Below are 23,483 nucleotides of genomic sequence, written 5' to 3'. Positions count from 1 at the left end.
ACATAGTGGCGCGCCACCTCTAGCTTGAACTTCCCATCATGCCTTGCCATGTGGACCCCTCAGAGTTGGTGTCCAACATCTGGGGGTCAGTTCACATGGGCGGGGCTGTTCGGGGCGCGTGGCTCAGTGAATCAGCCAGCTCAACACCACCAGGCCCAGCACCGTCCAGATCAGCCCGCCAAGAATCGAGCGCCGCAGGAAGGCGCGGATGCCACTGTAGAGCAGCAGCAGGCCGATGAAGAGCAGGACGAAGCTGAAGATCGAGACGTCGATTCCCACAGCCCGGGCCAGGCCATGGAAGAAGTCGTCCATGGCGCGCCACAGGCCGCCGAGCACGCCGGACAGCAGATCGACGATGAAGCGGATGGCCTTGCCGGCCATCTGGCCGAGGCTGTCGAAGAATCCTTCTGTTCCCATCTGGGTCATGACTCCTGAATGTTCTGAGGCTTGGAGTGGCCTCTGGCCTGCTCGGTTCAGCCGAAGCGGTAGATTTGAGTCAGTCGCATGATCAATAAGTGATCACTTGTCGACCTGTGTCGCGAGAGTGGTTGACAGCGTCACAGCTGCACATATGATGCCTTGAGCCTGATTTCCCCGGTGGCGCGCCGCCGGGGCACCTTAGACAAGAGGCGCCCCCAAGCGTCGAAGGACTTTGCCGATGAGTGCCACCGCAGCCCAAGTAACCCGCCACGACTGGACCCTTGCCGAAGTCCGCGGCCTGTTCGAACAGCCCTTCAACGACCTGCTGTTCCAGGCGCAGAGCATGCACCGCGCGCATTTCGACCCGAACCGCGTGCAGGTTTCCACCCTGCTCTCGATCAAGACCGGCGCCTGCCCGGAAGACTGCAAGTATTGCCCGCAGTCCGGCCACTACAACACCGGGCTGGACAAGGAAAAGCTGATGGAAGTGCAGAAGGTGCTGCAGGCCGCGGCCGAAGCCAAGGCCATCGGCTCGACGCGCTTCTGCATGGGCGCCGCCTGGAAGCATCCGTCGGCCAAGGACATGCCCTACGTGCTGGAAATGGTGAAGGGCGTGAAGAAGCTCGGCCTGGAAACCTGCATGACCCTGGGCAAGCTGACCCAGGAGCAGACCCAGTCGCTGGCCGAAGCGGGCCTGGACTACTACAACCACAACCTGGATACCTCGCCGGAGTTCTACGGCAACATCATCACCACCCGCACCTACAGCGAGCGCCTGCAGACCCTGGCCTACGTGCGTGAAGCGGGGATGAAGATCTGCTCCGGCGGCATCCTCGGCATGGGCGAGTCGGTGGACGACCGCGCCGGCCTGCTGATCCAGCTGGCCAACCTGCCCGAGCACCCGGAATCGGTGCCGATCAACATGCTGGTGAAGGTCAAGGGCACTCCGCTGGCCGAGGAGAAGGACGTCGACCCGTTCGACTTCATCCGCACCCTGGCGGTCGCCCGGATCATGATGCCGAAATCCCACGTGCGCCTGTCCGCCGGCCGCGAGCAGATGAACGAGCAGATGCAGGCCCTGGCCTTCATGGCCGGCGCCAACTCGATCTTCTACGGCGAGAAGCTGCTGACCACCAGCAACCCGCAGGCCGACAAGGATATGCAGCTGTTCGCGCGCTTAGGGATCAAGCCTGAGGAACGCGAGGAGCATGCCGACGAAGTGCACCAGGCCGCCATCGAGCAGGCGCTGGTGGAACAACGCGACTCCCAGCTGTTCTATTCGGCTGTCTGAAGACAGCAGCCACAAGCCGTAAGCTTCAAGCTGCAAGCCCGGAGCTTGCTTCTGGCTTTTACTTGCAGCTTGTGGCTTAACGCTTGGAGCTCCACGTATGCCTTTCGATCTCGCCGCCCGCCTGGCCCAGCGCCAGGCGGAGGACCTCTACCGCCGCCGTCCGCTGCTGCAATCGCCGCAGGGGCCGGAGGTGGTCATCGACGGCCAGCCGATGCTGGCCTTCTGTTCCAACGATTACCTGGGTCTGGCCAATCACCCCGAGGTGATCGCCGCGATGCGCGCCGGCGCTGAACGCTGGGGCGTCGGCGGTGGTGCCTCGCACCTGGTCAACGGCCACTGCGGCCCGCACCACGAGCTGGAGCTGGCGCTCGCCGAGTTCACCGGTCGCCCTCGCGCGCTGCTGTTCTCCACCGGCTACATGGCCAACCTCGGCACCGTCACCGCCCTCGTCGGCAAGGGCGACAGCGTGCTGGAGGATCGCCTCAACCACGCCTCGCTGCTCGACGCCGGGCTGCTTTCCGGTGCGCGCTTCTCGCGCTATCTGCACAACGATGCCGCCAGCCTCGCTTCCCGCCTGGACAAGGCCGAAGGCAACACCCTGGTGGTGACCGACGGCGTGTTCAGCATGGACGGCGACCTGGCCGACCTGCCGGCGCTCTGCGCCACGGCCAGGGAGAAGGGCGCCTGGGTGATGGTCGACGACGCCCACGGTTTCGGCCCGCTGGGCGCCACTGGCGGCGGCATCGTCGAGCACTTCGGGCTGGGCATGGCAGACGTGCCCGTGCTGGTCGGCACCCTCGGCAAGGCCTTCGGTACCGCTGGCGCCTTCGTCGCCGGCAGCGAGGAGCTGATCGAGACGCTGATCCAGTTCGCCCGCCCCTACATCTACACCACCAGCCAGCCGCCCGCCGTGGCCTGCGCCACGCTGAAAAGCCTGGAGCTGCTACGCGCCGAGAGCTGGCGACGCGAGCATCTGGATGCGCTGATCGCGCGCTTCCGCACTGGCGCCGAGGCTATCGGCCTGCGCCTGATGGACAGCCCGACGCCGATCCAGCCGATCCTCATCGGCGGCAGCGCCCAGGCCATGGCGCTGTCCGCCGAGCTGCGCCAGCGCGGCATCCTGGTCGGCGCGATTCGCCCGCCCACCGTGCCGGCCGGCACTGCGCGCCTGCGCGTGACCCTGTCCGCCTCGCACACCGAGTCGCAGGTCGACCGCCTACTGGTGGCGCTCGCCGAAAGCTGGCAGCGCGTGTCGTCTAGCCTTCTGGCAGAGATCGATGCCGAGGAGGGCGATGATGCGTGACCAACTGATCCTGCTGCCGGGCTGGGGCCTGGGCAGCGCGCCGCTGGAACCGCTGCGCGATGCGCTGCTGGAGCAGGCGCCGCACCTGAACGTGCAGATCGAGCCGCTGCCGGCGGATGCCGATCCGAACGCCTGGCTCGATGAACTGGACGACAACGTCGCCCACGACGCCTGGATCGCCGGCTGGTCGCTGGGCGGCATGCTCGGCGCCGAGCTGGCGGCGCGCCGCAGCGAGTCCTGCCGCGGGCTGGTGACCGTCGCCAGCAATGTCTGCTTCCGCCGTCGCGAGGACTGGCCGGACGCCATGGCCAGCGAAGTGTTCGAGGACTTCTTCGAGGCCTTCCTGCTGGAGCCGCACCTGGTGCGCAAGCGTTTCACGATGCTGGTCAGCCAGGGCGCCCGCGATGCCCGTACCCTCGCACGTCAACTGCAGGTGGCGTTGCCGCAAATGAATGTCGAAGGCCTGACCGCCGGCCTGCAACTGCTGGGGCAGCTCGATACCCGCGCGGCCCTCGGCCGCTACCCCGGCCCGCAACTGCACCTGTTTGCCGCGAACGATGCACTGGTCCCGGCCAGTGCCGCCGAGGCATTGCTCGACTGGCTGCCGGACGTCGAGGTCAACGTATTGCCCGGCGCCAGCCACGGTCTGCCGCTGGAGCAGCCGGAAGAAGTGGCCAGCGCCATCCTGAGGTTCATCCACGAGGGCGACGATGCCTGATTGCAGTACCCGCGCGCTGCCCGACAAACGCCAGGTAGCCGCTTCCTTCTCCCGCGCCGCGTCGACCTACGACGCGGTGGCCGACCTGCAGCGTGCTGTGGGCAGCCATTTGCTCGAGCTCCTGCCGGCGCACGCTGCCCCGCAGCTCTGGATCGATCTGGGCAGCGGCACCGGTTATTTCACCCGTGCCCTGGCGGCGCGTTATCCGCAGGCGCAGGGGCTGTCCGTCGATATCGCCGAAGGCATGCTGCGCCACGCCCGCGATCTGGGCGGCGCGCAGCATTTCATCGGCGGCGATGCGGAGCGCTTGCCGCTGCGCGACGAGGCGGCGGACCTGCTGTTTTCCAGTCTCGCCATCCAATGGTGTGCTGACCTGCCTGCAGTTCTAAGTGAAGCGCGCCGCGTGCTGCGCCCCGGTGGCGGGGCTGCCTTCAGCAGCCTGTGCATCGGCACCCTGGGTGAGCTGCGGCAGAGCTGGGAAACGGTGGACGGTTTCGTCCACGTGAATCGCTTCCGCGCCTTCGAGCAGTACCAGCAGCACTGCGCCGCGAGCGGCCTGGAGGTCCTGGAGTTGCGCACCGAGGACCGTGTCCTGCATTTCCCTGACCTGCGCAGCCTGACCCATGAACTCAAGGCGCTCGGCGCGCACAACCTCAACCCCGGCCGGCCCGACGGCCTCACCGGGCGCGAGCGGGTGCGTGCGCTGATCGCCGCTTACGAGCGCTTCCGCCAGCCCGAGGGGCTGCCGGCGACCTACCGGGTGGTGTACGCCGTCCTGCGCAAACCTTTTTCCCTGTAAACGTAAATTCTGTTGCGGGAGCTGCCCTCTCCCTAACCCTCTCCCGGAAGGGAGATGGGACCGTTCGGAGCAGGATGAGGCCATGGTTTCAGCCGGCACGTAAAGCTCCCTCTCCCTTCAGGGAGAGGGCGGGGGAGAGGGAAAGCCCGAGCACAGCTGTCCACGTAGGAGCAATCAACAAAGCCATGTCCCACGCCTACTTCGTCACCGGCACCGATACCGAGATCGGCAAGACCACCATCGCCGCCGGCCTGCTCCACGCAGCGCGGCTGGCCGGGCTGTCTACCGCCGCCGCCAAGCCGGTGGCTTCTGGCTGCGAGCGCAGCCCTGAGGGCCTGCGCAATTCCGACGCGCTGGCGCTGCTGGGCGAATGCAGCGTGCCGTTGGCCTATGAACAGGTGAACCCCTTCGCCTTCGAACCCGCCATCGCCCCGCATCTCGCCGCCCGCGAGCAGGGCGTCAAGCTGACGGTGGAAGCGCTGAAAGGCCCGGTGCAGTCGATCCTCGAGCTGGGTGCCGATTTCACCCTGGTAGAAGGCGCCGGTGGTTGGCGCGTACCGCTGGCAGGAGAGGAGAACCTCTCCGATCTGGCCGTCGCCCTGCAGCTGCCGGTGATTCTGGTCGTCGGCGTGCGCCTGGGCTGCATCAACCATGCGGTGCTCAGCGCCGAGGCGATCCAGCGTGACGGCCTGCAGCTTGCAGGCTGGGTAGCGAACATCGTCGACCCGGCGACCTCCCGTCTGGAAGAAAACCTCGCCACTCTCGCCGAACGCCTGCCCGCACCCTGCCTGGGACGCGTGCCGCGCCTGGCCCACGCGACTCCGACGGCGGTGGCGGCGCATCTGGACCTGGGCATCCTGGATTTGTAACCGACCCTTGGCCTGGCAGGCTTCGTCTGCTTGAATACTGGCCACTTGCTGCTTTTTGCTGTGGAGGCGTGTCGATGGAAATCTCCGGTAATGCTTTCTCTGCGGGCCTCTACGGCGTGCAGAACGGCCAGCGCCGCGTCGACCGCGCCAGCACCGACATCGCGACTGCGGGCACCGCGCCCAGCGAAGTGCTCAACGACCGCCTGGTCGGCCTGCGCCGCGGCGAGCACGAGGTGAAGGCCAACGCCAAGGTCATCCAGGCCGCCGACGAAACGCTCGGCACCCTCATCGATATCCGCGCCTGACGGCGTCCGTTTCTCCCCCTGAATCATTCCGAGCGGCCGGCTGTCCTTGTGACACGCCGGCCGCTCTGCCATGGGCTTTAATTAGCTTCATGAGCGCTGCGCGATGACACCCCGCAGGCAGCCCGGCAAGCGTGACCGCACGGTCGGTTTGCGCGCTTGACAAGGGTATGGCGTAAACGTATGTTTCAAACGCCTGTTTGACTGTCCGGATGCGTGCGCGCACCGACTGGGCGGCCGGGAATGCTCCCGCACTGCGACCGCAGCAACCGGTCGCCCATTAACCAGAACCCTTCGTAGAGGTTTACCGCTATGCCTGATTACAAGGCCCCCTTGCGTGATATCCGTTTCGTTCGCGACGAGCTGCTGGGCTACGAAGCGCACTACCAGAACCTGCCGGGTGCCGAAGACGCCACCCCGGACATGGTGAATGCCATCCTCGAAGAGGGTGCGAAGTTCTGCGAACAGGTAATCGCTCCGCTGAACCGCACTGGCGACCTGGAAGGCTGCAAATGGAGCCCGGAAGGCGTCAAGACGCCGACCGGCTTCAAAGAGGCCTACCAGCAGTTCGTCGAAGGCGGCTGGCCGAGCCTGGCCCATGACGTCGAGCACGGCGGTCAGGGTCTGCCCGAATCCCTGGGTCTGGCCATCAGCGAAATGGTCGGTCAGGCCAACTGGTCCTGGGGCATGTACCCGGGCCTGTCCCACGGCGCCATGAACACCCTGCACGCCCACGGTACCCCGGAGCAGCAGCACGCCTACCTGACCAAGCTGGTTTCCGGCGAGTGGACCGGCACCATGTGCCTGACCGAGCCGCATTGCGGCACCGACCTGGGCATGCTGCGCACCAAGGCCGAGCCCCAGGCTGACGGCACCTACAAGATCACCGGCACCAAGATCTTCATCTCCGCTGGCGAACACGACATGGCCGACAACATCGTCCACATCGTGCTGGCCCGCCTGCCCGACGCCCCGCAGGGCACCAAGGGCATCTCGCTGTTCATCGTGCCGAAGTTCCTGCCCAACGCCGAAGGCAATGTGGGCGAGCGCAACGCCGTTTCCTGTGGCTCCATCGAGCACAAGATGGGCATCCACGGCAACGCCACCTGCGTGATGAACTTCGACGCCGCCACCGGCTTCCTGATCGGCCCGCCGAACAAGGGCCTGAACTGCATGTTCACCTTCATGAACACCGCTCGCCTGGGTACCGCGCTGCAAGGCCTGGCCCACGCCGAAATCGGTTTCCAGGGTGGCATCGCCTACGCTCGCGAGCGTCTGCAGATGCGTTCGCTTACCGGCCCGAAAGCGCCGGAAAAAGCCGCTGACCCGATCATCGTGCACCCGGACGTACGTCGCATGCTGCTGACCGCCAAGGCTTTCGCCGAAGGCAACCGCGCCATGCTGTACTTCGCTGCCAAGCAGGTCGACATCGTCCAGCGCAGCCAGGACGAAGAAGAGAAGAAAGCCGCTGACTCGATGTTGGCCTTCCTCACCCCGATCGCCAAGGCGTTCATGACCGAAGTGGGCTTCGAAGCCGCCAACCACGGCGTGCAGATCTATGGCGGCCACGGCTTCATCGCCGAGCACGGCATGGAACAGAACGTCCGCGACAGCCGCATCTCCATGCTGTACGAAGGCACCACCGGCGTTCAGGCGCTGGACCTGCTGGGCCGCAAGATCCTCATGACCCAGGGCGAAGCGCTCAAGGGCTTCACCAAGATCGTGCACAAGTTCTGCCAGGCCAACGAAGGCAACGAAGCCGTCAAGGAATTCGTCGCACCGCTGGCCGCGCTGAACAAGGAGTGGGGCGACCTGACCATGAAGGTCGGCATGGCTGCCATGAAGGACCGCGAGGAAGTCGGCGCTGCATCGGTCGACTACCTGATGTTCTCCGGCTACGCCTGCCTGGCCTACTTCTGGGCCGACATGGCGCGCCTGGCTGCCGAGAAGCTGGCCGCCGGTACCAGCGAAGAGGCCTTCTACCAGGCCAAGCTGAAGACCGCGCGCTTCTACTTCCAGCGCATCCTGCCGCGCACCCGCGCGCACGTCGCCACCATGCTGTCCGGTGCCGGCAACCTGATGGACCTGGCCGAGGAAGATTTCGCCCTCGGTTACTGATCAGTGCTTGCGGACGGCTGCTTGCCGTCCGTCTGCTGAACAGGAAAAAGCCCGCCGCCAGGCGGGCTTTTTCGTATCCGAAGCCACACAAATCGCCGCAGAAAATGCCATCATTACGCCACTTGCCGGCCGCCTGACCGTGAGCCCGGTATCCACCCTGCGGAACCCCTTGTGCGACCCACGGCCCCCTACCGGCTCAGCCACTTCCTCACGCCCCTGCTGCTGATCCCGGCCGGCATCGCCGCCGGCTCCCTGGCCGAACTGTCCGACTTCTTCACCTCGCTGTTCAACGTCCTGCCGACCCTGTTGCTGCTGCTCGGTGGCGCGCTATGCCTGGTTTACAACCGCCAGCGCCAGCTGTTCATGCTGACCTGCGTGTACATCGCGTACTTCCTGCTCGATACCCAGGCCGACTACTTCCAGGCCCACCGCGTGGTGATGCCCGAGGCCGCGTTGGTCTTCCACCTGTGCTGCGTGCTGCTGCCGCTGCTGTATGGGATGTACGGCATCTGGCAGGAACGCATGCACCTGCTGCAGGACCTGCTGGCCCGCAGCGCCGCGCTGGTCGCCGTGGCCGGCGTGGCCACCGCCCTGGCCAGGCGCTTCCCGCAGGGGCTGGCGGAGCTGCTCAGCGACACCTACTGGCCTTCCCTGCACGGCGACTGGATGAACCTGGCGCAGTTGTCCTACTTCGGCTTCCTGATGGCCTTCGTCGCCCTGGTCTCTGCCTACGTGCGCCAGCCGCGGCCGCTGCATGCCGCGCAACTGGTTGGCCTGCTCGGGTTGCTGTGGATGTTGCCCAAGGTGTTCATCCTGCCCCACGCGCTGACCGTGATGACCAGCCTGGTCATGCTCACCCTGGCTGGCGCCGTCGCCCACGAGGCCTACCAGATGGCCTTCCGCGACGAGCTCACCGGCCTGCCGGGGCGCCGCGCGCTGAACGAGCGTTTCCAGCGCCTGGGCCAGCAGTACGTGCTGGCGATGATCGACGTGGACCACTTCAAGAAATTCAACGACAGCCACGGCCACGACGTCGGTGACCAGGTGCTGCGCATGGTCGCCAGCCAGCTGCGTCGTACCGGTGGCGGCGGCAAGGCGTACCGCTATGGCGGCGAGGAATTCACCCTGGTGTTCGCCGGCAAGACCGTGGAGCAGTGCCTGCCGTATCTGGACGGCGTGCGCCAGGCCATCGAAGGCTACGCCATGCACCTGCGCGATCGCGGCAACCGTCCCCGGAATGACCGCCAGGGTCGTAACAGACGCAGTGGCAAGGATGCGCAGACAGTCTCGGTGACCATCAGCGTCGGCGTTGCCGAGCGCGATGGCGAGCGGCGCAGCCCGGAGGAAGTCATCAAGGGCGCCGACGAGGCCCTGTACTCGGCCAAGAGCGGCGGGCGCAACCGCGTGGCCGTGCACGGGCAGGCGCGTCGCGGAGCGGTGCGCACCGCCTGAACCGCCTGCGTTATGACTGCGCATTCAGCGCGTGCAGCGTGATTGTCCGGGCGGTCACGGGCCGTTAGGTTCGAAGTTTGCGCGCCACTCTGGCGCCCTGAACCGAACGGAGATTCGCGATGCCCGAGTACAAGGCCCCCCTGCGCGACGTGCGCTTCCTCACCGACGAAGTCTTCGACTTCACCGGCCGCTACGCAGCCCTCGGCGCCACCGACGCCAGCCCGGACATGTTCGCCGCCATCCTCGAGGAAGGCGCGAAGTTCTGCGAGCAGGTCATCGCCCCGCTGAACCGCTCCGGTGACGAGGAAGGCTGCCACTTCGACAACGGCGTGGTGACCACGCCCAAGGGCTTCAAGGAAGCCTTCGCGCAGTACGTCGAGGCCGGCTGGAACGGCGTTTCCAGCGATCCGGAATTCGGTGGCCAGGGTCTGCCGCCGTCCCTCGGCCTGCTGGTCAGCGAGATGATCGGCGCGTCCAACTGCTCCTGGGGCATGTACCCGGGCCTGACCAAGGGCGCCATGGCCGCCATCCACGCCCACGGTACGCAGGAGCAGAAGGACACCTACCTGCCGCGCATGACCAGCGCGGTCTGGACCGGCACCATGTGCCTCACCGAGCCGCACTGCGGTACCGACCTGGGCATCATCAAGACTCGCGCCGTGCCCAACGCCGACGGCAGCTACGCGATCACCGGCACCAAGATCTTCATCTCCGCCGGTGAACACGACCTCTCCGAGAACATCATCCACCTGGTTCTGGCCAAGCTGCCCGACGCGCCGGCCGGCACCAAGGGCATCTCGCTGTTCATCGTGCCGAAATTCCACCTCGACGCGAACGGCGAGACCGGCGAGCGCAACGCCGTGGCCTGCGGCTCCATCGAGCACAAGATGGGCATCAAGGCCTCGGCCACCTGCGTGATGAACTTCGATGGCGCCAAGGGCTTCCTGATCGGCGAGGCGAACAAGGGCCTGGCCTGCATGTTCACCATGATGAACCACGCGCGCCTGGGCACCGGCATGCAGGGGCTCTGTCTCGGCGAGACCAGCTACCAGGGCGCGGTGCGTTATGCCCAGGACCGCCTGCAGATGCGTTCGCTGACCGGCCCGAAGGCGCCGGAGAAGCCGGCCGACCCGATCATCGTCCACCCGGACGTGCGCCGCATGCTGCTGACCATGAAGGCGTTCAACGAAGGCAACCGCGCGCTGGCCTACTTCACCGCGCAGCTGCTGGACATCGAGCACCTGTCCCAGGACCCCGAGGAGCGCGAGCGCGCGGCCAATCTGCTGGCCTTCCTCACGCCGATCTGCAAGGCCTTCATGACCGAGACCGGCCTGGAGGTTACCAACATCGGCATGCAGGTGTTCGGTGGCCATGGCTTTATCCGCGAGTGGGGCATGGAACAGCTGGTGCGTGACTGCCGCATCGCGCCGATCTACGAGGGCACCAACGGCATCCAGGCGCTGGACCTGCTGGGCCGCAAGGTCCTCGGCAGCCAGGGCAAACTGCTGATGGGCTTCACCAAGCTGGTGCACCAGCTGTGCCAGCAGCACGCCGAGCATCCGCAGCTGAAAGCCCAGGTTGCCCAACTGGCGGCGCTGAACAAGCAGTGGGGCGAGCTGACCCAGAAGGTCGGCATGGCCGCCATGAAGAACCCGGACGAAGTCGGCGCCGCCTCGGTGGACTACCTGATGTTCTCCGGCTACGTCACCCTCGGTTACTTCTGGCTGCGCATGGCGCTCATCGCCCAGCAGAAGCTGGAGGAGGGCGCTGGCGAGGCGGCCTACTACCAGACCAAGCTGGCCACCGCCGAGTTCTACTTCAGCCGCCTGTTGCCCCGCGCCCACGCCCATGTGGCGGCGGCAGAGGCGGGTTCGGAAGTGCTGATGCGCCTGTCGGCGGAGCAGTTCGCCCTGTAATCCCTCCGCCAGCCGGGATGGCGGATAACGCCGCTGGCGTTATGCGCCCTACAGGAGTCGTTGCGGAAGCTTCCGGCTTTTGTAGGGCGCATAAAGCGGAACGCTTTATCCGCCGGTGGCGCCGGCAGTTCGGTGTAATCCCCGTGCCAGACGAACAGGCCCGCCCAGCGCGGGCCTTCTCGTCTGGGCTACATATTGTGACCAATATATAGTTGTGCAGTCACAACATGACGCTTAAAGTCTTAAAAGTTGTTGGAGTAAACTCCGGCGGCGTACCTTCGTGTACCTCCTATTCTGATACCGCTGGCTGCCTGATCAGCCGTCGTTTTCGTTCGAGGATCCATCATGGCTGACTACAAAGCTCCCCTGCGCGACATGCAATTCGTCCTCAATGAAGTCTTCGAGGTCGCCAACCTGTGGGCCGAACTGCCTGCCCTGGCCGAGACCGTCGATGTCGAGACCGCTGCGGCGATCCTCGAGGAGGCCGGCAAGGTCACCGGCGGCGTGATCGCCCCGCTGAACCGCAGCGGCGACGAAGAAGGCTGCAGCTGGAGCGCCGAGGGCGTGAAGACCCCGGCCGGCTTCCCCGAGGCCTACCGCACCTACGCCGAAGGCGGCTGGGTGGGCGTGGGCGGCGCGCCGGAATTCGGCGGCATGGGCATGCCCAAGGTGATCGGCGCCCAGGTCGAGGAAATGGTCAACTCGGCCAACCTCTCCTTCGGCCTGTACCCGATGCTGACCGCCGGCGCCTGCCTGTCGCTGCTCAACCACGCCAGCGAAGAGCTCAAGGCCAAGTACCTGCCGAACATGTACGCCGGTACCTGGGCCGGTTCCATGTGCCTGACCGAGCCGCACGCCGGCACCGACCTTGGCATCATCCGCACCAAGGCCGAACCGCAGGCTGACGGCAGCTTCAAGATTTCCGGCACCAAGATCTTCATCACCGGCGGCGAGCACGACCTGACCGAGAACATCATCCACCTGGTGCTGGCCAAGCTCCCCGACGCGCCGGCCGGCTCCAAGGGCATCTCGCTGTTCCTGGTGCCCAAGGTGATGGTCAACAAAGACGGCTCCCTGGCCGAGCGCAACGCCGTGTCCTGTGGCTCCATCGAGCACAAGATGGGCATCAAGGGTTCGGCTACCTGCGTGATGAATTTCGACGGCGCCACCGGCTGGATCGTCGATGCGCCGAACAAGGGCCTGGCCGCCATGTTCACCATGATGAACTACGAGCGCCTGGGCGTCGGTATCCAGGGCCTGGCCACTGGCGAGCGCTCCTACCAGAGCGCCGTGGAGTACGCCCGCGAGCGTATCCAGAGCCGCGCACCGACCGGCCCGGTCGCCAAGGACAAAGCCGCCGACCCGATCATCGTCCACCCGGACGTGCGCCGCATGCTGCTGACCATGAAGGCGCTGAACGAGGGCGGTCGCGCCTTCTCCAGCTACGTCGCCATGCAGTTGGACACCGCCAAGTACAGCGAAGAGCCGACCACCCGCAAGCGCGCCGAGGAACTGGTCGCCCTGCTGACCCCAGTGGCCAAGGCCTTCCTCACCGACATGGGCCTGGAAACCACCATTCACGGCCAGCAGATCTTCGGCGGCCACGGCTTCATCCGCGAGTGGGGCCAGGAGCAGCTGGTGCGCGATTGCCGCATCACCCAGATCTACGAAGGCACCAACGGCATCCAGGCGCTGGACCTGATGGGCCGCAAGATCGTCGGCAGCGGCGGCGCCTACGCCAAGCTGTTCACCGACGAGATTCGCGCCTTCACCGCCTCGGCCTCTGCTGAACTGGCCGAATTCACCGGCCCGCTGAACGCCGCCGTGCAGAACCTCGACGAGCTGACCGCCTGGGTCCTGGATCGCGCCAAGGGCAACCCGAACGAGATCGGAGCCGCCTCGGTCGAGTACCTGCACGCCTTCGGCTACACCGCCTATGCGTACATGTGGGCGCTGATGGCTCGCGCTGCGCTGGGCAAGGAAGGCCAGGACGAGTTCTACACCAGCAAGCTGGGCACCGCGCGCTTCTACTTCGCCCGCCTGCTACCGCGTATCCACTCCCTGACCGCCTCGGTGAAGGCCGGCAGCGAGTCGCTGTACCTGCTGGACGCCGCGCAGTTCTAAGCGGCCCTGTATGAATGAGCCCCGCCCAGGCGGGGCTTTTTCATGGGATATTTCCAATCCGAAGGGGGCTATTACGAATCCGTGTAAGCCAAAGCTTACAAACAGCGGTGGTGATCGGCGTCTTTCTCACAAGTTCCTTCGGCGGTACTCTTTTTCTCAGTCAGGACATTGCGCAGGAAGCGCCAAAGACAACACGGAAATATAGGGATTCCACCACGGATGGTGGCCTGCATGGACGTCAGGATATCGGTCTGCAAAACCCCGCTTCGCAAGAAGCGGGGTTTTTTCTTGCCTGCGATTCCTGCAGGCGCTTCCGAAGCGAGAGCGCTTTTCTGTAGGAGCGAGCTCGCTCGCGAACAAGCTCCGGCGCAGAAGCATTCGCGAGCAAGCTCGCTCCTACAAGTCACCGTAGGACGAATAACGCGCCAGCGTTATCCGCCCTACGTAGAAGCTCCATGCGGGCCTGCGGCCGCATGGGTATCGCTGCGCTCCACCCATCCTACAAACAGCGTCGGGGTAGCCTGGAGCACGGTCGTAGGATGGCGTGGAGCGCAGCGATACCCATCGGCAATGGTGGGCGTCACACCGCCCCATCCAGCAACGACCTGAGCAGCTCCACCGTCGGCTGCTGCCGCTGCGCATCGCGGTAGACCAGTCCCACGCTCAGCGGAATGCGCGGCTCGCTCAAGGGCTTCCAGAGCAGGTCCTTGTGCGCATGCATCTGCCGCGCACGTCCCGGCAGCACCGTGGCGAAGCGGCTCTGCGGCAGGCTGTCAAGGATGCCGCCCATGTGGTTCAGCTCCGCCTGTACCCTGGGCCGACGGCCGATGGCGGCCAGTTGTTCCTGCCAGATCTGTCGGGCGCGGAACTCCTCGCCGAGCAGCAGCATCGGCAGCTCCGCGGCCTGGGTCAGCGACACTTTCCTGAAGTCCTTCAGCGGATGCTCCGCCGGGATCACCAGCTGCAACTCGTCTGGGTACAGCTCCACACCGTGCAGCGCCGGCTGCCGCGGTGGCAGGAAGCCGATGCCGATGTCCAGCTGGCCGATCAGCAGGCGGCGCTCGATCTCCACCCCGGAGAGTTCGTAGATGCGTACCTGCACATGGGGCTGCGCGGCGTGCAGGCGTTCCACCAGATGCGGCACCAGGCTCGCATTGACCGTCTGCAGCACGCCGATGGCCAGGCTGCTGGCGCTTTGACCGCAGAAGCCACGCAGCGCCTCGCGTGCCCGCTCCAGGCCCTCCAGCAACGGCACCGCGTGGTTGTACAGCGTGTGCGCGGCGGCGATCGGCAGCAGGCGCTTGCCGCTGCGCTGGAACAGCGCCACGTCCAGGTTCTGTTCCAGCTGGCGAATCTGCTGTGACAGCGCCGGCTGGGAAATCGCCAGGCGCTCGGCCGCGCGGCCGACGTGGCCTTCCTCGTAGAGCGCGACGAAATAGCGGAACTGGCGGAAATCCATAAGGCTTGCTTATCAACGAAACTGGAAAATCGAAATGGATAGGCGGCTATCCAGGCCGCTACTCTAGCGCCTGTCAGCCAAATCGCACGGGTAGACAAAGGTGTAAGACAACACCGCTTCCATAGGCCCCGTCGAAGATTTCCCCCATGCCTGAAGCCCGCCCCGGCGTGCTTCGCAAATGCCCTCGCGCCCGCCCCCGGACGTCGTCTTGGTCCTGCGGGGCGGCTTTTATCCTCGCCGCCGAGCCCGTCACAGGGCTCGGCGGCGTTGTCATGCCGACGTAACAGCGCGTTCCTAACCTTCCGCCGATGGCTTTTACTGGCAACCCGAGCCGACTCGAGAGCGGCCCTGCGGAAGGACTCCCCGTGATGAGCGAACGATTCCAGGATTTCCACGAGCGACTGGCCGCCTTCGACGACCAATCGATCAACCCCTCCGGCAACGTGCCGATGAGCGAGATCATCGATGCCTCGCGCCGCCGCCTGCTGAAGAACAGCCTGGTGCTGGGCGCCGTCGGCTTCCTCGGCGGCAGCCTGTTCCCCGGCCGCTCGCTGTTTGCCGCCGATGCACCGGTACCCACCGCGCTGCTGGGCTTCAAGGGCGTGGCGGTGCAGCAGGACCCGAAGTTCGACCAGGTGATAGTCGCCGAGGGTTACAGCGCGCGGCCGTTCTTCTCCTGGGGCGACGCCGTGGTGACCGGCTCGCCCGCCTGGAAGGGCGACGCCAGCGAGGACTGGAAAGCCCAGGAACTGCAGGCCGGCGACAATCATGACGGCATGCACTACTTCCCCTTCCCCGATGCGCCGGACAGCCACGGCCTGCTGGTGATCAACCACGAGTACATCAACCCGACGCTGCACCCCAAGGGCCAGACTTTTGAGGATCGCCCCGATGGTTCGCGCGGCCGCCCGGAAGGCGAGGTGCGCAAGGAAATCGCCGCCCACGGCCTGAGCGTCATCGAGGTGAAGAAGGGCGCCGATGGCCAGTGGCAGCGCATCGAGGGTTCGAATTACAACCGCCGCATTACCGGCAGCTCGCCGCTGGACCTGTCCGGCCCGCTGGCGGGTCACGACCTGCTGCGCACCGCCAGCGACCCCGAGGCCAGACAGGTGCTCGGCACCCTGAACAACTGCTCCATGGGCGTCACGCCCTGGGGCACCTACCTGGCGTGTGAGGAAAACTGGCATCAGTATTTCGTCAACCGCGACAAGGCCGACTACGCCAAGCGTGTTGCGCACAAGCGCTACGGCCTCTCCAACGGCCAGTTCAGCAACTACTACGCCTGGGAGGCGGTGGATCAGCGCTTCGACGCGACACCGAAAGCCGACCAGCCCCATGGCGGCCACGTCAACGAGCCGAACCGGTTCGGCTGGGTGGTGGAGATCGACCCGTTCGACCCGACCTCCACGCCGAAGAAGCGCACCGCCGTCGGTCGTTTCTGCCGCGAGTGCTCGACCCTCTCGCTGGGGGCCGACAACCGCATGGCCTTCTACTACGGCGATGACACCAAGGGCGAGTACATCTACAAGTTCGTCCCGGCCGGCCAATACGACGCGAACAACCGAGCGGCGAACGTCGACCTGCTGGACGAAGGCACCCTCTACGTCGCGCGATTCAATGCCGATGGTAGCGGCCAGTGGCTGCCACTGGTGCACGGGCAGAACGGCCTGAGCGCCGAGAACGGCTTCGCCAGCCAGGCCGAGGTGCTGGTCAACGCCCGCGCCGCTGCCGACAAGCTGGGCGCCACGCCGATGGACCGCCCCGAATGGGTCGCGGTGCAACAGACTACCCGCGAGGTCTACGTCAGCCTCACCAACAACGATGCCCGCGGCAAGAAGCAGCCGGTGGATGCGGCCAACCCGCGCCAGGACAACCTCCACGGGCAGATCCTGCGCTGGAACGAGGCCGGCGGCGATCCGACTGCCACCACGTTCCAATGGGAAATCTTCCTGCTGGCCGGCGAGCACCAAGGCGCCAGCGCGCCGGAGAACCTGATCGGCACCATCAACGGCGATATCTTCTCCTCGCCGGATGGCCTGTACTTCGATACCGCCGGACGCCTGTGGATCGAGACCGACTACGACGACGCCGAGGCGCCGATGCAGGCCATGGGCTGCAACCAACTGCTCTGCGCCGACCCACACAGTCGTGAAGTGCGGCGCTTCCTGGTCGGCCCGCGCGGCTGCGAGCTGACCGGCATTACCCAGACGCCGGATGGCAGGACGTTGTGGGTGAACATCCAGCATCCGGGCATCAGCTTCCCGGCCAGCGACGGCAAGAGCATCCCGCGTTCGACGACGCTGGTGATCACCAAGGATGATCTGATGGATGGTATTCGTTAGTAGATGCTGTAAAGTCCGCACCTCCTTCTGAACCGCTCTGGAACAGCCGTTTCAGGCTTCAAGGGAGATCCCATTCGTAATGGCGTAAGGCGCGGGATGAGGCTTGTATTCGCAACAAAGGACCTAACACTGGCAGGTCGATCCTTCGAAGGATTCCCACTGCTGATCGGAGCGGAGGGATGGCCAGTCGAGCCAGCGCAATCCTTTCTCTGGCATACGCTCGTCGAGTCCGGTGAGTCCCTCAGTAATCTTACATGGGAGGCATACGGCCGTCGCCTGTATGACTACTTCGCCTTCCTGGAGGCTAATCTGTTGGCATGGAATGATGAGAGTCCTGCTCACGGTCTAAGCGTCCTTTCGAGATATACGGATTGGTCTATCGGCGAACTGGAGCTTGATCCTGGTACGTTGAACAAACGTCTGGGATTGATCGTCAGGTTCTATCGTTGGGCAAAACTGTGCAACCTGATTTCTGTTCTGCCTTTCGGTGAAAAGAAGGTCAGAGCAGCTTCACATTCTGGTTTGCTCAGCCACGTTGCTAAGCCTGGAGCCGAGAGGACAAAGATTTCAGTTATGGTGCGTGAGCGAAGGCGGATGACTAAGTTCTTGACTAAGGATCAAGTCAAAGAATGTTTCGCCATTGAAACCGACCCTAGCCATCAACTCTTGTTTCATCTAATGGTGCGGACCGGGCTTCGCTCCTGTGAGGCTAGGTCCTTTCCTCTGAAATATGTGTTCAATCCGAGATTGAGGAAGGGGTTGCGTCAGGGGCAAATGATTAGTGTCGCCCTGGAACCCTTGGATATGCATATAAAGTACGACCGACCGAGGATTGTCGATGTTCCTTGGTCGCTGATGGAAGAAATGTGGTCGTACTCTCTTCATCAAAGAGAACTGCGCAAGTCTTGTGGTGATGGAGATGTCAGTGCGCTGCTTCTGACAAATGAAGGTCGGCACTATTCCAAGGATGCTGTCGTGGATGTGATGAAGTCTTACGAGCGAAAATGTGGTTTTTACGTTCGTGCCCACATGCTGCGCCACACTTACGGGACATACACGCTGCTAGCACTACGCAAGAGTACGGACTTTGAAGGCGAGCCATTGTTGTATGTTCGAGACAGGCTGGGGCACTCTGATGTGCAGACCACTATGGTTTACTTGCATCTGATAAATCAGCTTGAGGCCCAGTCCGTCCTTGCTCACGAGGATGAGATCGACATGATGTTCATGGCTGACTAATTTAAGCGCGCCTGAGGTAGCGTCAGTGGCACGCAAAAAAGATTACAAGGCAGTTCTGCCATCAGTTACCAAAGGATTCGAGACTGCTGAGGATAATATTAAGATTGATTTGCCGAGGAATCCGAGAAATCATAGACAGATTGATCACTCTCAATATTTAGGTCTAGGCTTTGATGCGTGGGCGACTCAGAGCATATTTGTAATCAGGGCTTTGTTGCTAGGCGGAAATTTCTCCGTCTCCACCCTGATTGGCTACTCTGTTAACGGGCTGCGATTCTTTCTGAATTTTCTCCGTAGCGGAGCAGTAGAATTACCTCCTGCAACGCCAAACAGTTTGACTAGGTGCCATTTAGAGCGTTTCGTGTCCTGGCTGAAGCTAAAGTATCCTAATGGTTCGACGGCCAAGAATTATTATACCAGTTTCAAATCACTGATTGTCGTGCTGGCTGACTACGGATTTATTGAGGGGGATATCAAGGAGCTCTTGCCTCCAAACACATTCCCCAATAATGCTCAGAGCACAAAAGATGCAGACCCACTTTCGATGGGTGAGATGCAGAGGTTATTGGGTGCGTTGAAATCTGATCTCGTTGCTATTCATAAGGGAGAGTTCCCTGGTAACGGCGCGGAAGCAATGTCGGTCATGCTGCTTATAACGGCGGCAAGGTCTGGTATCAATACTACTCCACTCTTGGAGATGGCAAGAGATGCCTTGAAGCTTCATCCGTTTGTGCCTAACTTGAGACTGCTTAATACTGTCAAGCGTCGTGGCAAAGGCGCGCAGGTTAAAACAATTCGCCAGGCTAATCTGATTGATAAGTATAGCGCTATTCCTCTTGATGGTGTCGCGGTTCTGAATAAGGCTCTTGAGATTAGCAAGCCACTTGTTGCGCTTGCTTCTGATGAGGTTGGCTCATATGTGTGGCTGTATCGTTCAGGACAGCCAGGAGCCGAGAGCAAAATTGCCACCCTCACGCCGGGAGCTGTGTACATTTCAACCAAAAATATATGTGATCGGCACGCGCTCAAAAATGATGAGGGAGAGCGTCTTCACGTATCACTCAGCCGCCTACGTAAGACTATGGAAAACCGGCTTTGGAAACTGAGCGGCGGCGACATCCTTGAAGTCTCCATCGTAATGGGACATAGCCCTATTGTTGCAGATAATCATTATCTGAAAATTAATGATGAAATTATGGTTGAAGGGGCCACGTTCGTTGGAGATGCGTTCCCTAACAAGCTACGTGGTATCGACGTCGCGCCAACGCCGCCAGGTGGCTGCAAGGACACACTTTACGGCAGCAGGGCTCCGAAGGATGGATTTAATCATTGCGTTGAGTTTATCCACTGCTTGGGGTGCCCTAGCTATGCAATCGTGGGTACGCTGGACGACTTGTACCGGCTTTTCAGCTATCAGCAGTTTCTATATGCTGAAATTGAATACTTTCTTACTGATGAATGGGAGGCGTGGCGGAAACGCCAACATGATTATATTAATTTGATCAATGAGTTCACGTCTCGAAAATTTGATTCCACCCTTATAAATCAAGCGAAGGCTAAAGCTCAGGCAGTTCCTCATCCGTTTTGGGCAACGAAAATCAAGTTTATGAAAAAGAAAGCTGGCGGTTTAATTTGAACGCTAGAAGTAGCAAGGCGCTATTGAAGGCGTATGACGTTCTGGTCAAGCAGCCTGTCACTGCGAATGGCCTGAGTCCCGCAGAACGAGAGAGCATTGTAATCAGTGCGATAGTAAATGATAGTGGCGAGACATTGATTCTGAGTAGGCTGGGTGATGATCAGTGGGATATGCGTCCTTATTTTGATCAGGCTAATGTCTCCAGGAGCGAAAAGTATATAACCTGGGACACAGGTATGCCGAAGGCCCTCATCGATGATTGCAGAGTAGTGGTATACGCTTGGTTTAAAAGGGGGCTGCCTGGTTCAAAACCTCCAATTGCACGAGGGATTACTACACTTGCCGTCGCAAGCGTCATGCCATTCGTACGCTGGCTTAACAAGCTTGGTGTCGCAAGGTTTAATGATGTTCGCCCTATTCACATAAGCAACTACATTCATCATTGCAAGTACGAGTTGAAATTAAGCCCCCTCTCACTTTATGGGCGCTTACGGATTATTGATTTTCTTTGGATCTTTGCCTCCGAAATGATTTTTCCAATTCAGTATTCTCCGTGGGGGGATTCAAAATTATGGCGTATTTGCGGTGTTGGGAAGTGCAAGGGCATTGAATCGGTCGACAGGAGTGTTGGGCGGACGGATATTATTCCTCCGGATGAGCAGGCCAAAATTTTCAATCATTGCGAGGCCCTTGTTTTAGAAGCTAAGGAGGAACTGGCCGGAAATGGCATCGGCTACCCGCCATGCGATGAACGAATGTTTATTCGAGTTCGAGATGCTGTGCTTTATATGGTTTCTATCACTAGCGGCATGCGTAATGATGAAGCCATTGGGATTGAAGTTTATAAGTGGCGCAGGGAGTATAAGGGCGGCGTCTTGTTTTGCTGGGTGTCAACAATCGAGCACAAGACTGGAAAGGGGCGAGTTGAATATATCGTCCCAGAGCTTACGTTGAACGCGCTAGACCTGCTGGTACTATACTCAATGGGCATTAGAAAGGAGCTTGAACATGAGATTCGAGGTCTCGAAAAAGCTACTAATCCTAATGATCCTGTAGAGCATTTTCTGAGATTGGAAAAAGCTCGGAGGGATTCGAAAAAACTGTTTCTGGCCCGCCACCCCAAAGACGGTAAAACCGGGCCGAAGCATGTTGGTGCGCTTAGTGGGGCCGGCTCTAACCGTGCATTTGATCGTACCGCAAAAGCTGCTGGTAGCGACTGGCCGCTACGAACGCACCAGTGCCGCCGTACCTATGCTAGGTGCTTCGTGGAGTCGCGCATGGGGCGTACTTCACTTATCTGGCTTAAGTGGCAGTTTAAGCACAGCAGCATGAGCATGACGCAGCTTTATGCGTCCAATCCGCAGCAAGATATGGCTCTTTTCGATGAGATCATGCAGCAGATGACGCAGTTTAAAATTGACTTAATTGAATCATGGTTGGACGATCAGCCACTGGCAGGTGGCGCAGGTGAAAAGATTGTTGAGTTACGGGCAATCCCAATTAAGGACAGGGCTGCCCTGCTTGCTCAAACTGCCCCGCATGCGAACATTCGTGCAACTGGACATGGCTGGTGCATCGCAACGGAGCGGGGCTGTGGAGGTGCCGGTCTTTACGAAGCGACTCGGTGCCCTGGTTGCAAAAATTCGGTGATCGATGAGTTTTTCGTTGGCACGTGGCAAGACATCTACAGCCAGCAGCAGGAGTTGATCAAAATCATCGACGCAGGTCCTGCTGTCAGGCAGCGAGCTGAGCGGGATATGCAGGTAGCACTTGATGTCCTCAACACCCTGGGCCTCTCCCCACTAAACGACGATGCGGCCGAGGCTGCCAATGGCTACTAAGCGCACTCAAGGTCGTTCAAGATCAAAGACCCTTGATACTCTCGATAAGGTCATTGAGAGCCTTGTTGCAAACAACGAGAGTCTCACCATCGCCTCGGTCGCCCGAGCAGCGAATGTGACGCCGGGCCTAATTCATAACACCTACCCAGCGGTGGCCGAGAGGATTCGCACCCTCATGGGCAAATCGGTGCGTGCCCAACGTGATTCAAAGCACCAAGCGCTGATGAGTGAAAAGGAAAAAAACAGGGCGCTTCGTGCCGAAAACGATCAACTGTTGGTGGAACTCGCTCAGTTAGCCTCGGTAAACCAACGCCTGATTTTTGAGGTGGCGGAATTGAAAGTGCTTTCCGGCGGAAAGGTTGCTGCATTGAGCTTGAAGCCAGGGAAATAGGACTCGAACGGAATTGTATTGTCCAAAGCTGGTCGATTCGGATCGTGTAACACCGACCCGGCAATTCACCTTTCATGATCCATTCGGGGGGAGGGCTGGAACGCGGGCGGACACATCGTGCCCTGGCCCCACTTGCGTTAACCTGATCCATCACCTCCGCGATTTTCTGCGAGGTAGCTGGCTGTATGCTGGCAAACAGATCTTGGGGGATTGCCACGGAGCCCGAGTGAAGCACCGCTTCATGAACGAGCACCGCCACCCATCGTGGATCGGAAGGTGCCGTTCAGGTCGTGCGCCGTACTCAAATAGAAAGCGAGCTTGGCCTCAAATGGTCAGCGCAACAGCTCGGATAATTTTTCCGCAGGTGACTGAAGTCCTAGCGTCTTACGCGGTCTTTATTTATCTCAGAGGCCACCTTACCCATCTCTACTTGAATTGCCTGAAACAGATTCATCTCCTTTGGAAAGGACTGTCTCAGTAATCCATTAGTGTTCTCGTTGCTACCTCGCTCCCAAGGACTATGAGGATCGCAGATGTATACCGGCATATCCGTGGCCATCGTGAACGCCTTGTGAGCCGCAAACTCGCCGCCCCTGTCTGTCCCACGTCAAGCTTTGTCTGAGAAGCGCTGGGAGAATTCGCATCTGTCGCGACAGGGCAGTAACCACACTCAAGGTGCCTTTTTCTTCCAGCTTCACCTGCATGGCAAAGCGAGTTTTCCGCTCAACCAACGTAGCCATATGACTGTTTCCGGGGCCGCTGATCAGGTCGCCCTCCCAGTGTCCCGGAACCGCTCTGTCCTCGACTTCAACGGGACGCTCAGCAATCGAAATGCCCTCTACGATCTGCTCTCGTGTTGAAGACTTTGTCGTGTAAGTCCGGGCGTGACGAAACTTGTGGCGACGGCGCAGGAAGTCGCTCAGTTCCTGCCACAGTGCCCCTCGGGCCCGGATGTAGAGGCTTTTGTAGATAGTCTCCTGGGACACCTGCATCTGCTCGCCCTCCGGAAAAGACCGGCGCAGCCAACCAGCAACCTGCGCTGGTGACCAGCGTTGCTCCAGCTTGTCAGAGACAATGCGAGATAAATCTGGATTATTCACCAGCAAACAGATCTTGGGCCGTAAGGCTCTGGTCCACAGCTGTCAACGCCGACTCAAAAGTGACCCCCGGAGGTGCGGACAATTTCTTGGACTACCTGAGGTGGTAGCTCATGTATTCATACGAGGATCGGCAACGTGCCGTTCGGCTTTACATCAAACTCGG

At 61.6% G+C, this 23,483-nt stretch carries 19 protein-coding genes; 15 read left to right on the top strand and 4 right to left on the bottom strand.

Features of this window, described 5'->3' with window-relative positions; translation table 11 throughout:
• Positions 1 to 123: 123 nt before the first annotated feature.
• Entirely contained in the window at positions 124 to 417 is a 294-nt protein-coding gene (locus tag HNP46_RS34800) for a hypothetical protein (protein ID WP_184598653.1), read from the bottom strand.
• 241 nt (positions 418 to 658) lie between these two features.
• Between HNP46_RS34800 and bioB the strand changes: the two genes are divergently transcribed.
• The 10 genes from bioB (at position 659) to HNP46_RS34750 (ending at position 13,312) form a co-directional block, all read left to right on the top strand.
• Positions 659 to 1,711, top strand: coding sequence for a biotin synthase BioB (bioB, locus tag HNP46_RS34795; RefSeq protein WP_184598650.1), 1,053 nt, complete (start codon positions 659 to 661; stop codon positions 1,709 to 1,711).
• Positions 1,712 to 1,808: 97 nt separating this feature from the next.
• Positions 1,809 to 3,014 carry an 8-amino-7-oxononanoate synthase gene (bioF, locus tag HNP46_RS34790; protein ID WP_184598648.1) on the top strand — a complete coding sequence of 402 codons (1,206 nt, stop codon included), beginning with the start codon at positions 1,809 to 1,811 and terminating at the stop codon, positions 3,012 to 3,014.
• Positions 3,007 to 3,732 (top strand): alpha/beta fold hydrolase, encoded by a 726-nt coding sequence (locus tag HNP46_RS34785; protein WP_184598639.1) that lies wholly within the window; start codon positions 3,007 to 3,009, stop codon positions 3,730 to 3,732. Before bioF ends, HNP46_RS34785 begins: the two co-directional genes overlap by 8 nt.
• The gene (bioC, locus tag HNP46_RS34780) at positions 3,725 to 4,531 is read left to right on the top strand and encodes a malonyl-ACP O-methyltransferase BioC (RefSeq protein ID WP_184598636.1); all 807 of its coding nucleotides are present in this window, start codon (positions 3,725 to 3,727) and stop codon (positions 4,529 to 4,531) included. The genes HNP46_RS34785 and bioC overlap by 8 nt, the downstream gene beginning before the upstream one ends.
• Positions 4,532 to 4,716: 185 nt before the next feature.
• Positions 4,717 to 5,400 (top strand): dethiobiotin synthase, encoded by a 684-nt coding sequence (gene bioD, locus HNP46_RS34775; protein WP_184598628.1) that lies wholly within the window; start codon positions 4,717 to 4,719, stop codon positions 5,398 to 5,400.
• 74 nt (positions 5,401 to 5,474) lie between these two features.
• Positions 5,475 to 5,705 (top strand): hypothetical protein, encoded by a 231-nt coding sequence (locus HNP46_RS34770; protein ID WP_184598620.1) that lies wholly within the window; start codon positions 5,475 to 5,477, stop codon positions 5,703 to 5,705.
• 309 nt (positions 5,706 to 6,014) lie between these two features.
• On the top strand, positions 6,015 to 7,820 hold the full coding sequence (locus HNP46_RS34765) for a phenylacyl-CoA dehydrogenase (protein WP_184598618.1): 1,806 nt from the start codon (positions 6,015 to 6,017) through the stop codon (positions 7,818 to 7,820).
• A 171-nt stretch (positions 7,821 to 7,991) separates the two neighbouring features.
• A complete protein-coding gene (locus HNP46_RS34760) occupies positions 7,992 to 9,272 on the top strand; it encodes a GGDEF domain-containing protein (RefSeq protein WP_184598615.1) in 1,281 nt (426 codons plus the stop codon).
• Positions 9,273 to 9,391: 119 nt separating this feature from the next.
• Complete coding sequence (locus HNP46_RS34755; RefSeq protein WP_184598612.1) at positions 9,392 to 11,188, top strand: acyl-CoA dehydrogenase C-terminal domain-containing protein; 1,797 nt, start codon at positions 9,392 to 9,394, stop codon at positions 11,186 to 11,188.
• Between the two features lie 345 nt (positions 11,189 to 11,533).
• On the top strand, positions 11,534 to 13,312 hold the full coding sequence (locus HNP46_RS34750) for an acyl-CoA dehydrogenase C-terminal domain-containing protein (protein ID WP_184598609.1): 1,779 nt from the start codon (positions 11,534 to 11,536) through the stop codon (positions 13,310 to 13,312).
• A 580-nt stretch (positions 13,313 to 13,892) separates the two neighbouring features.
• Here the strand turns inward: HNP46_RS34750 and HNP46_RS34745 are convergent.
• Positions 13,893 to 14,771, bottom strand: a complete 879-nt coding sequence (locus HNP46_RS34745) for a LysR family transcriptional regulator (RefSeq protein ID WP_184598607.1) — start codon at positions 14,769 to 14,771, stop codon at positions 13,893 to 13,895.
• 368 nt (positions 14,772 to 15,139) lie between these two features.
• On the opposite strand from HNP46_RS34745, the gene HNP46_RS34740 reads away from it, so the two are divergent.
• The 5 genes from HNP46_RS34740 to HNP46_RS34720 all read left to right on the top strand — a co-directional run bounded on the left by HNP46_RS34740 (position 15,140) and on the right by HNP46_RS34720 (position 22,220).
• Positions 15,140 to 17,113 (top strand): PhoX family protein, encoded by a 1,974-nt coding sequence (locus HNP46_RS34740; protein WP_184598605.1) that lies wholly within the window; start codon positions 15,140 to 15,142, stop codon positions 17,111 to 17,113.
• A 96-nt stretch (positions 17,114 to 17,209) separates the two neighbouring features.
• The gene (locus HNP46_RS34735) at positions 17,210 to 18,352 is read left to right on the top strand and encodes a tyrosine-type recombinase/integrase (RefSeq protein WP_184598602.1); all 1,143 of its coding nucleotides are present in this window, start codon (positions 17,210 to 17,212) and stop codon (positions 18,350 to 18,352) included.
• Between the two features lie 25 nt (positions 18,353 to 18,377).
• Positions 18,378 to 19,988 (top strand): hypothetical protein, encoded by a 1,611-nt coding sequence (locus HNP46_RS34730; protein ID WP_184598600.1) that lies wholly within the window; start codon positions 18,378 to 18,380, stop codon positions 19,986 to 19,988.
• A gap of 236 nt (positions 19,989 to 20,224) precedes the next feature.
• Positions 20,225 to 21,829 (top strand): site-specific integrase, encoded by a 1,605-nt coding sequence (locus HNP46_RS35995; RefSeq protein WP_260403344.1) that lies wholly within the window; start codon positions 20,225 to 20,227, stop codon positions 21,827 to 21,829.
• Entirely contained in the window at positions 21,819 to 22,220 is a 402-nt protein-coding gene (locus HNP46_RS34720) for a TetR family transcriptional regulator (protein ID WP_184598597.1), read from the top strand. The genes HNP46_RS35995 and HNP46_RS34720 overlap by 11 nt, the downstream gene beginning before the upstream one ends.
• Positions 22,221 to 22,596: 376 nt before the next feature.
• Here the strand turns inward: HNP46_RS34720 and HNP46_RS36320 are convergent, their stop codons facing one another.
• Both HNP46_RS36320 and HNP46_RS34710 read right to left on the bottom strand, forming a co-directional pair.
• Positions 22,597 to 22,767 carry a hypothetical protein gene (locus tag HNP46_RS36320; RefSeq protein ID WP_409372490.1) on the bottom strand — a complete coding sequence of 57 codons (171 nt, stop codon included), beginning with the start codon at positions 22,765 to 22,767 and terminating at the stop codon, positions 22,597 to 22,599.
• Entirely contained in the window at positions 22,739 to 23,320 is a 582-nt protein-coding gene (locus HNP46_RS34710) for an IS30 family transposase (RefSeq protein WP_184598595.1), read from the bottom strand. The genes HNP46_RS36320 and HNP46_RS34710 overlap by 29 nt, the downstream gene beginning before the upstream one ends.
• Positions 23,321 to 23,483 lie beyond the last annotated feature (163 nt).

Source organism: Pseudomonas nitroreducens, assembly GCF_014204515.1.
GTDB classification, from domain to species: Bacteria; Pseudomonadota; Gammaproteobacteria; order Pseudomonadales; family Pseudomonadaceae; genus Pseudomonas; species Pseudomonas nitritireducens_A.
The sequence above is the reverse complement of the archived record's forward strand: the minus strand, read 5'-3'. Positions and strand labels throughout refer to the sequence as shown.

Bases quoted from the DNA above. Each gene is read 5' to 3' on its own strand.
- HNP46_RS34800 (WP_184598653.1), bottom strand. From the start codon at position 417: ATGGGAACAGAAGGATTCTTCGACAGCCTCGGCCAGATGGCCGGCAAG.
- bioB (WP_184598650.1), top strand. From the start codon at position 659: ATGAGTGCCACCGCAGCCCAAGTAACCCGCCACGACTGGACCCTTGCC.
- bioF (WP_184598648.1), top strand. From the start codon at position 1,809: ATGCCTTTCGATCTCGCCGCCCGCCTGGCCCAGCGCCAGGCGGAGGAC.
- HNP46_RS34785 (WP_184598639.1), top strand. From the start codon at position 3,007: ATGCGTGACCAACTGATCCTGCTGCCGGGCTGGGGCCTGGGCAGCGCG.
- bioC (WP_184598636.1), top strand. From the start codon at position 3,725: ATGCCTGATTGCAGTACCCGCGCGCTGCCCGACAAACGCCAGGTAGCC.
- bioD (WP_184598628.1), top strand. From the start codon at position 4,717: ATGTCCCACGCCTACTTCGTCACCGGCACCGATACCGAGATCGGCAAG.
- HNP46_RS34770 (WP_184598620.1), top strand. From the start codon at position 5,475: ATGGAAATCTCCGGTAATGCTTTCTCTGCGGGCCTCTACGGCGTGCAG.
- HNP46_RS34765 (WP_184598618.1), top strand. From the start codon at position 6,015: ATGCCTGATTACAAGGCCCCCTTGCGTGATATCCGTTTCGTTCGCGAC.
- HNP46_RS34755 (WP_184598612.1), top strand. From the start codon at position 9,392: ATGCCCGAGTACAAGGCCCCCCTGCGCGACGTGCGCTTCCTCACCGAC.
- HNP46_RS34750 (WP_184598609.1), top strand. From the start codon at position 11,534: ATGGCTGACTACAAAGCTCCCCTGCGCGACATGCAATTCGTCCTCAAT.
- HNP46_RS34745 (WP_184598607.1), bottom strand. From the start codon at position 14,771: ATGGATTTCCGCCAGTTCCGCTATTTCGTCGCGCTCTACGAGGAAGGC.
- HNP46_RS34740 (WP_184598605.1), top strand. From the start codon at position 15,140: ATGAGCGAACGATTCCAGGATTTCCACGAGCGACTGGCCGCCTTCGAC.
- HNP46_RS34735 (WP_184598602.1), top strand. From the start codon at position 17,210: ATGAGGCTTGTATTCGCAACAAAGGACCTAACACTGGCAGGTCGATCC.
- HNP46_RS35995 (WP_260403344.1), top strand. From the start codon at position 20,225: ATGCCGAAGGCCCTCATCGATGATTGCAGAGTAGTGGTATACGCTTGG.
- HNP46_RS34720 (WP_184598597.1), top strand. From the start codon at position 21,819: ATGGCTACTAAGCGCACTCAAGGTCGTTCAAGATCAAAGACCCTTGAT.
- HNP46_RS36320 (WP_409372490.1), bottom strand. From the start codon at position 22,767: ATGCCGGTATACATCTGCGATCCTCATAGTCCTTGGGAGCGAGGTAGC.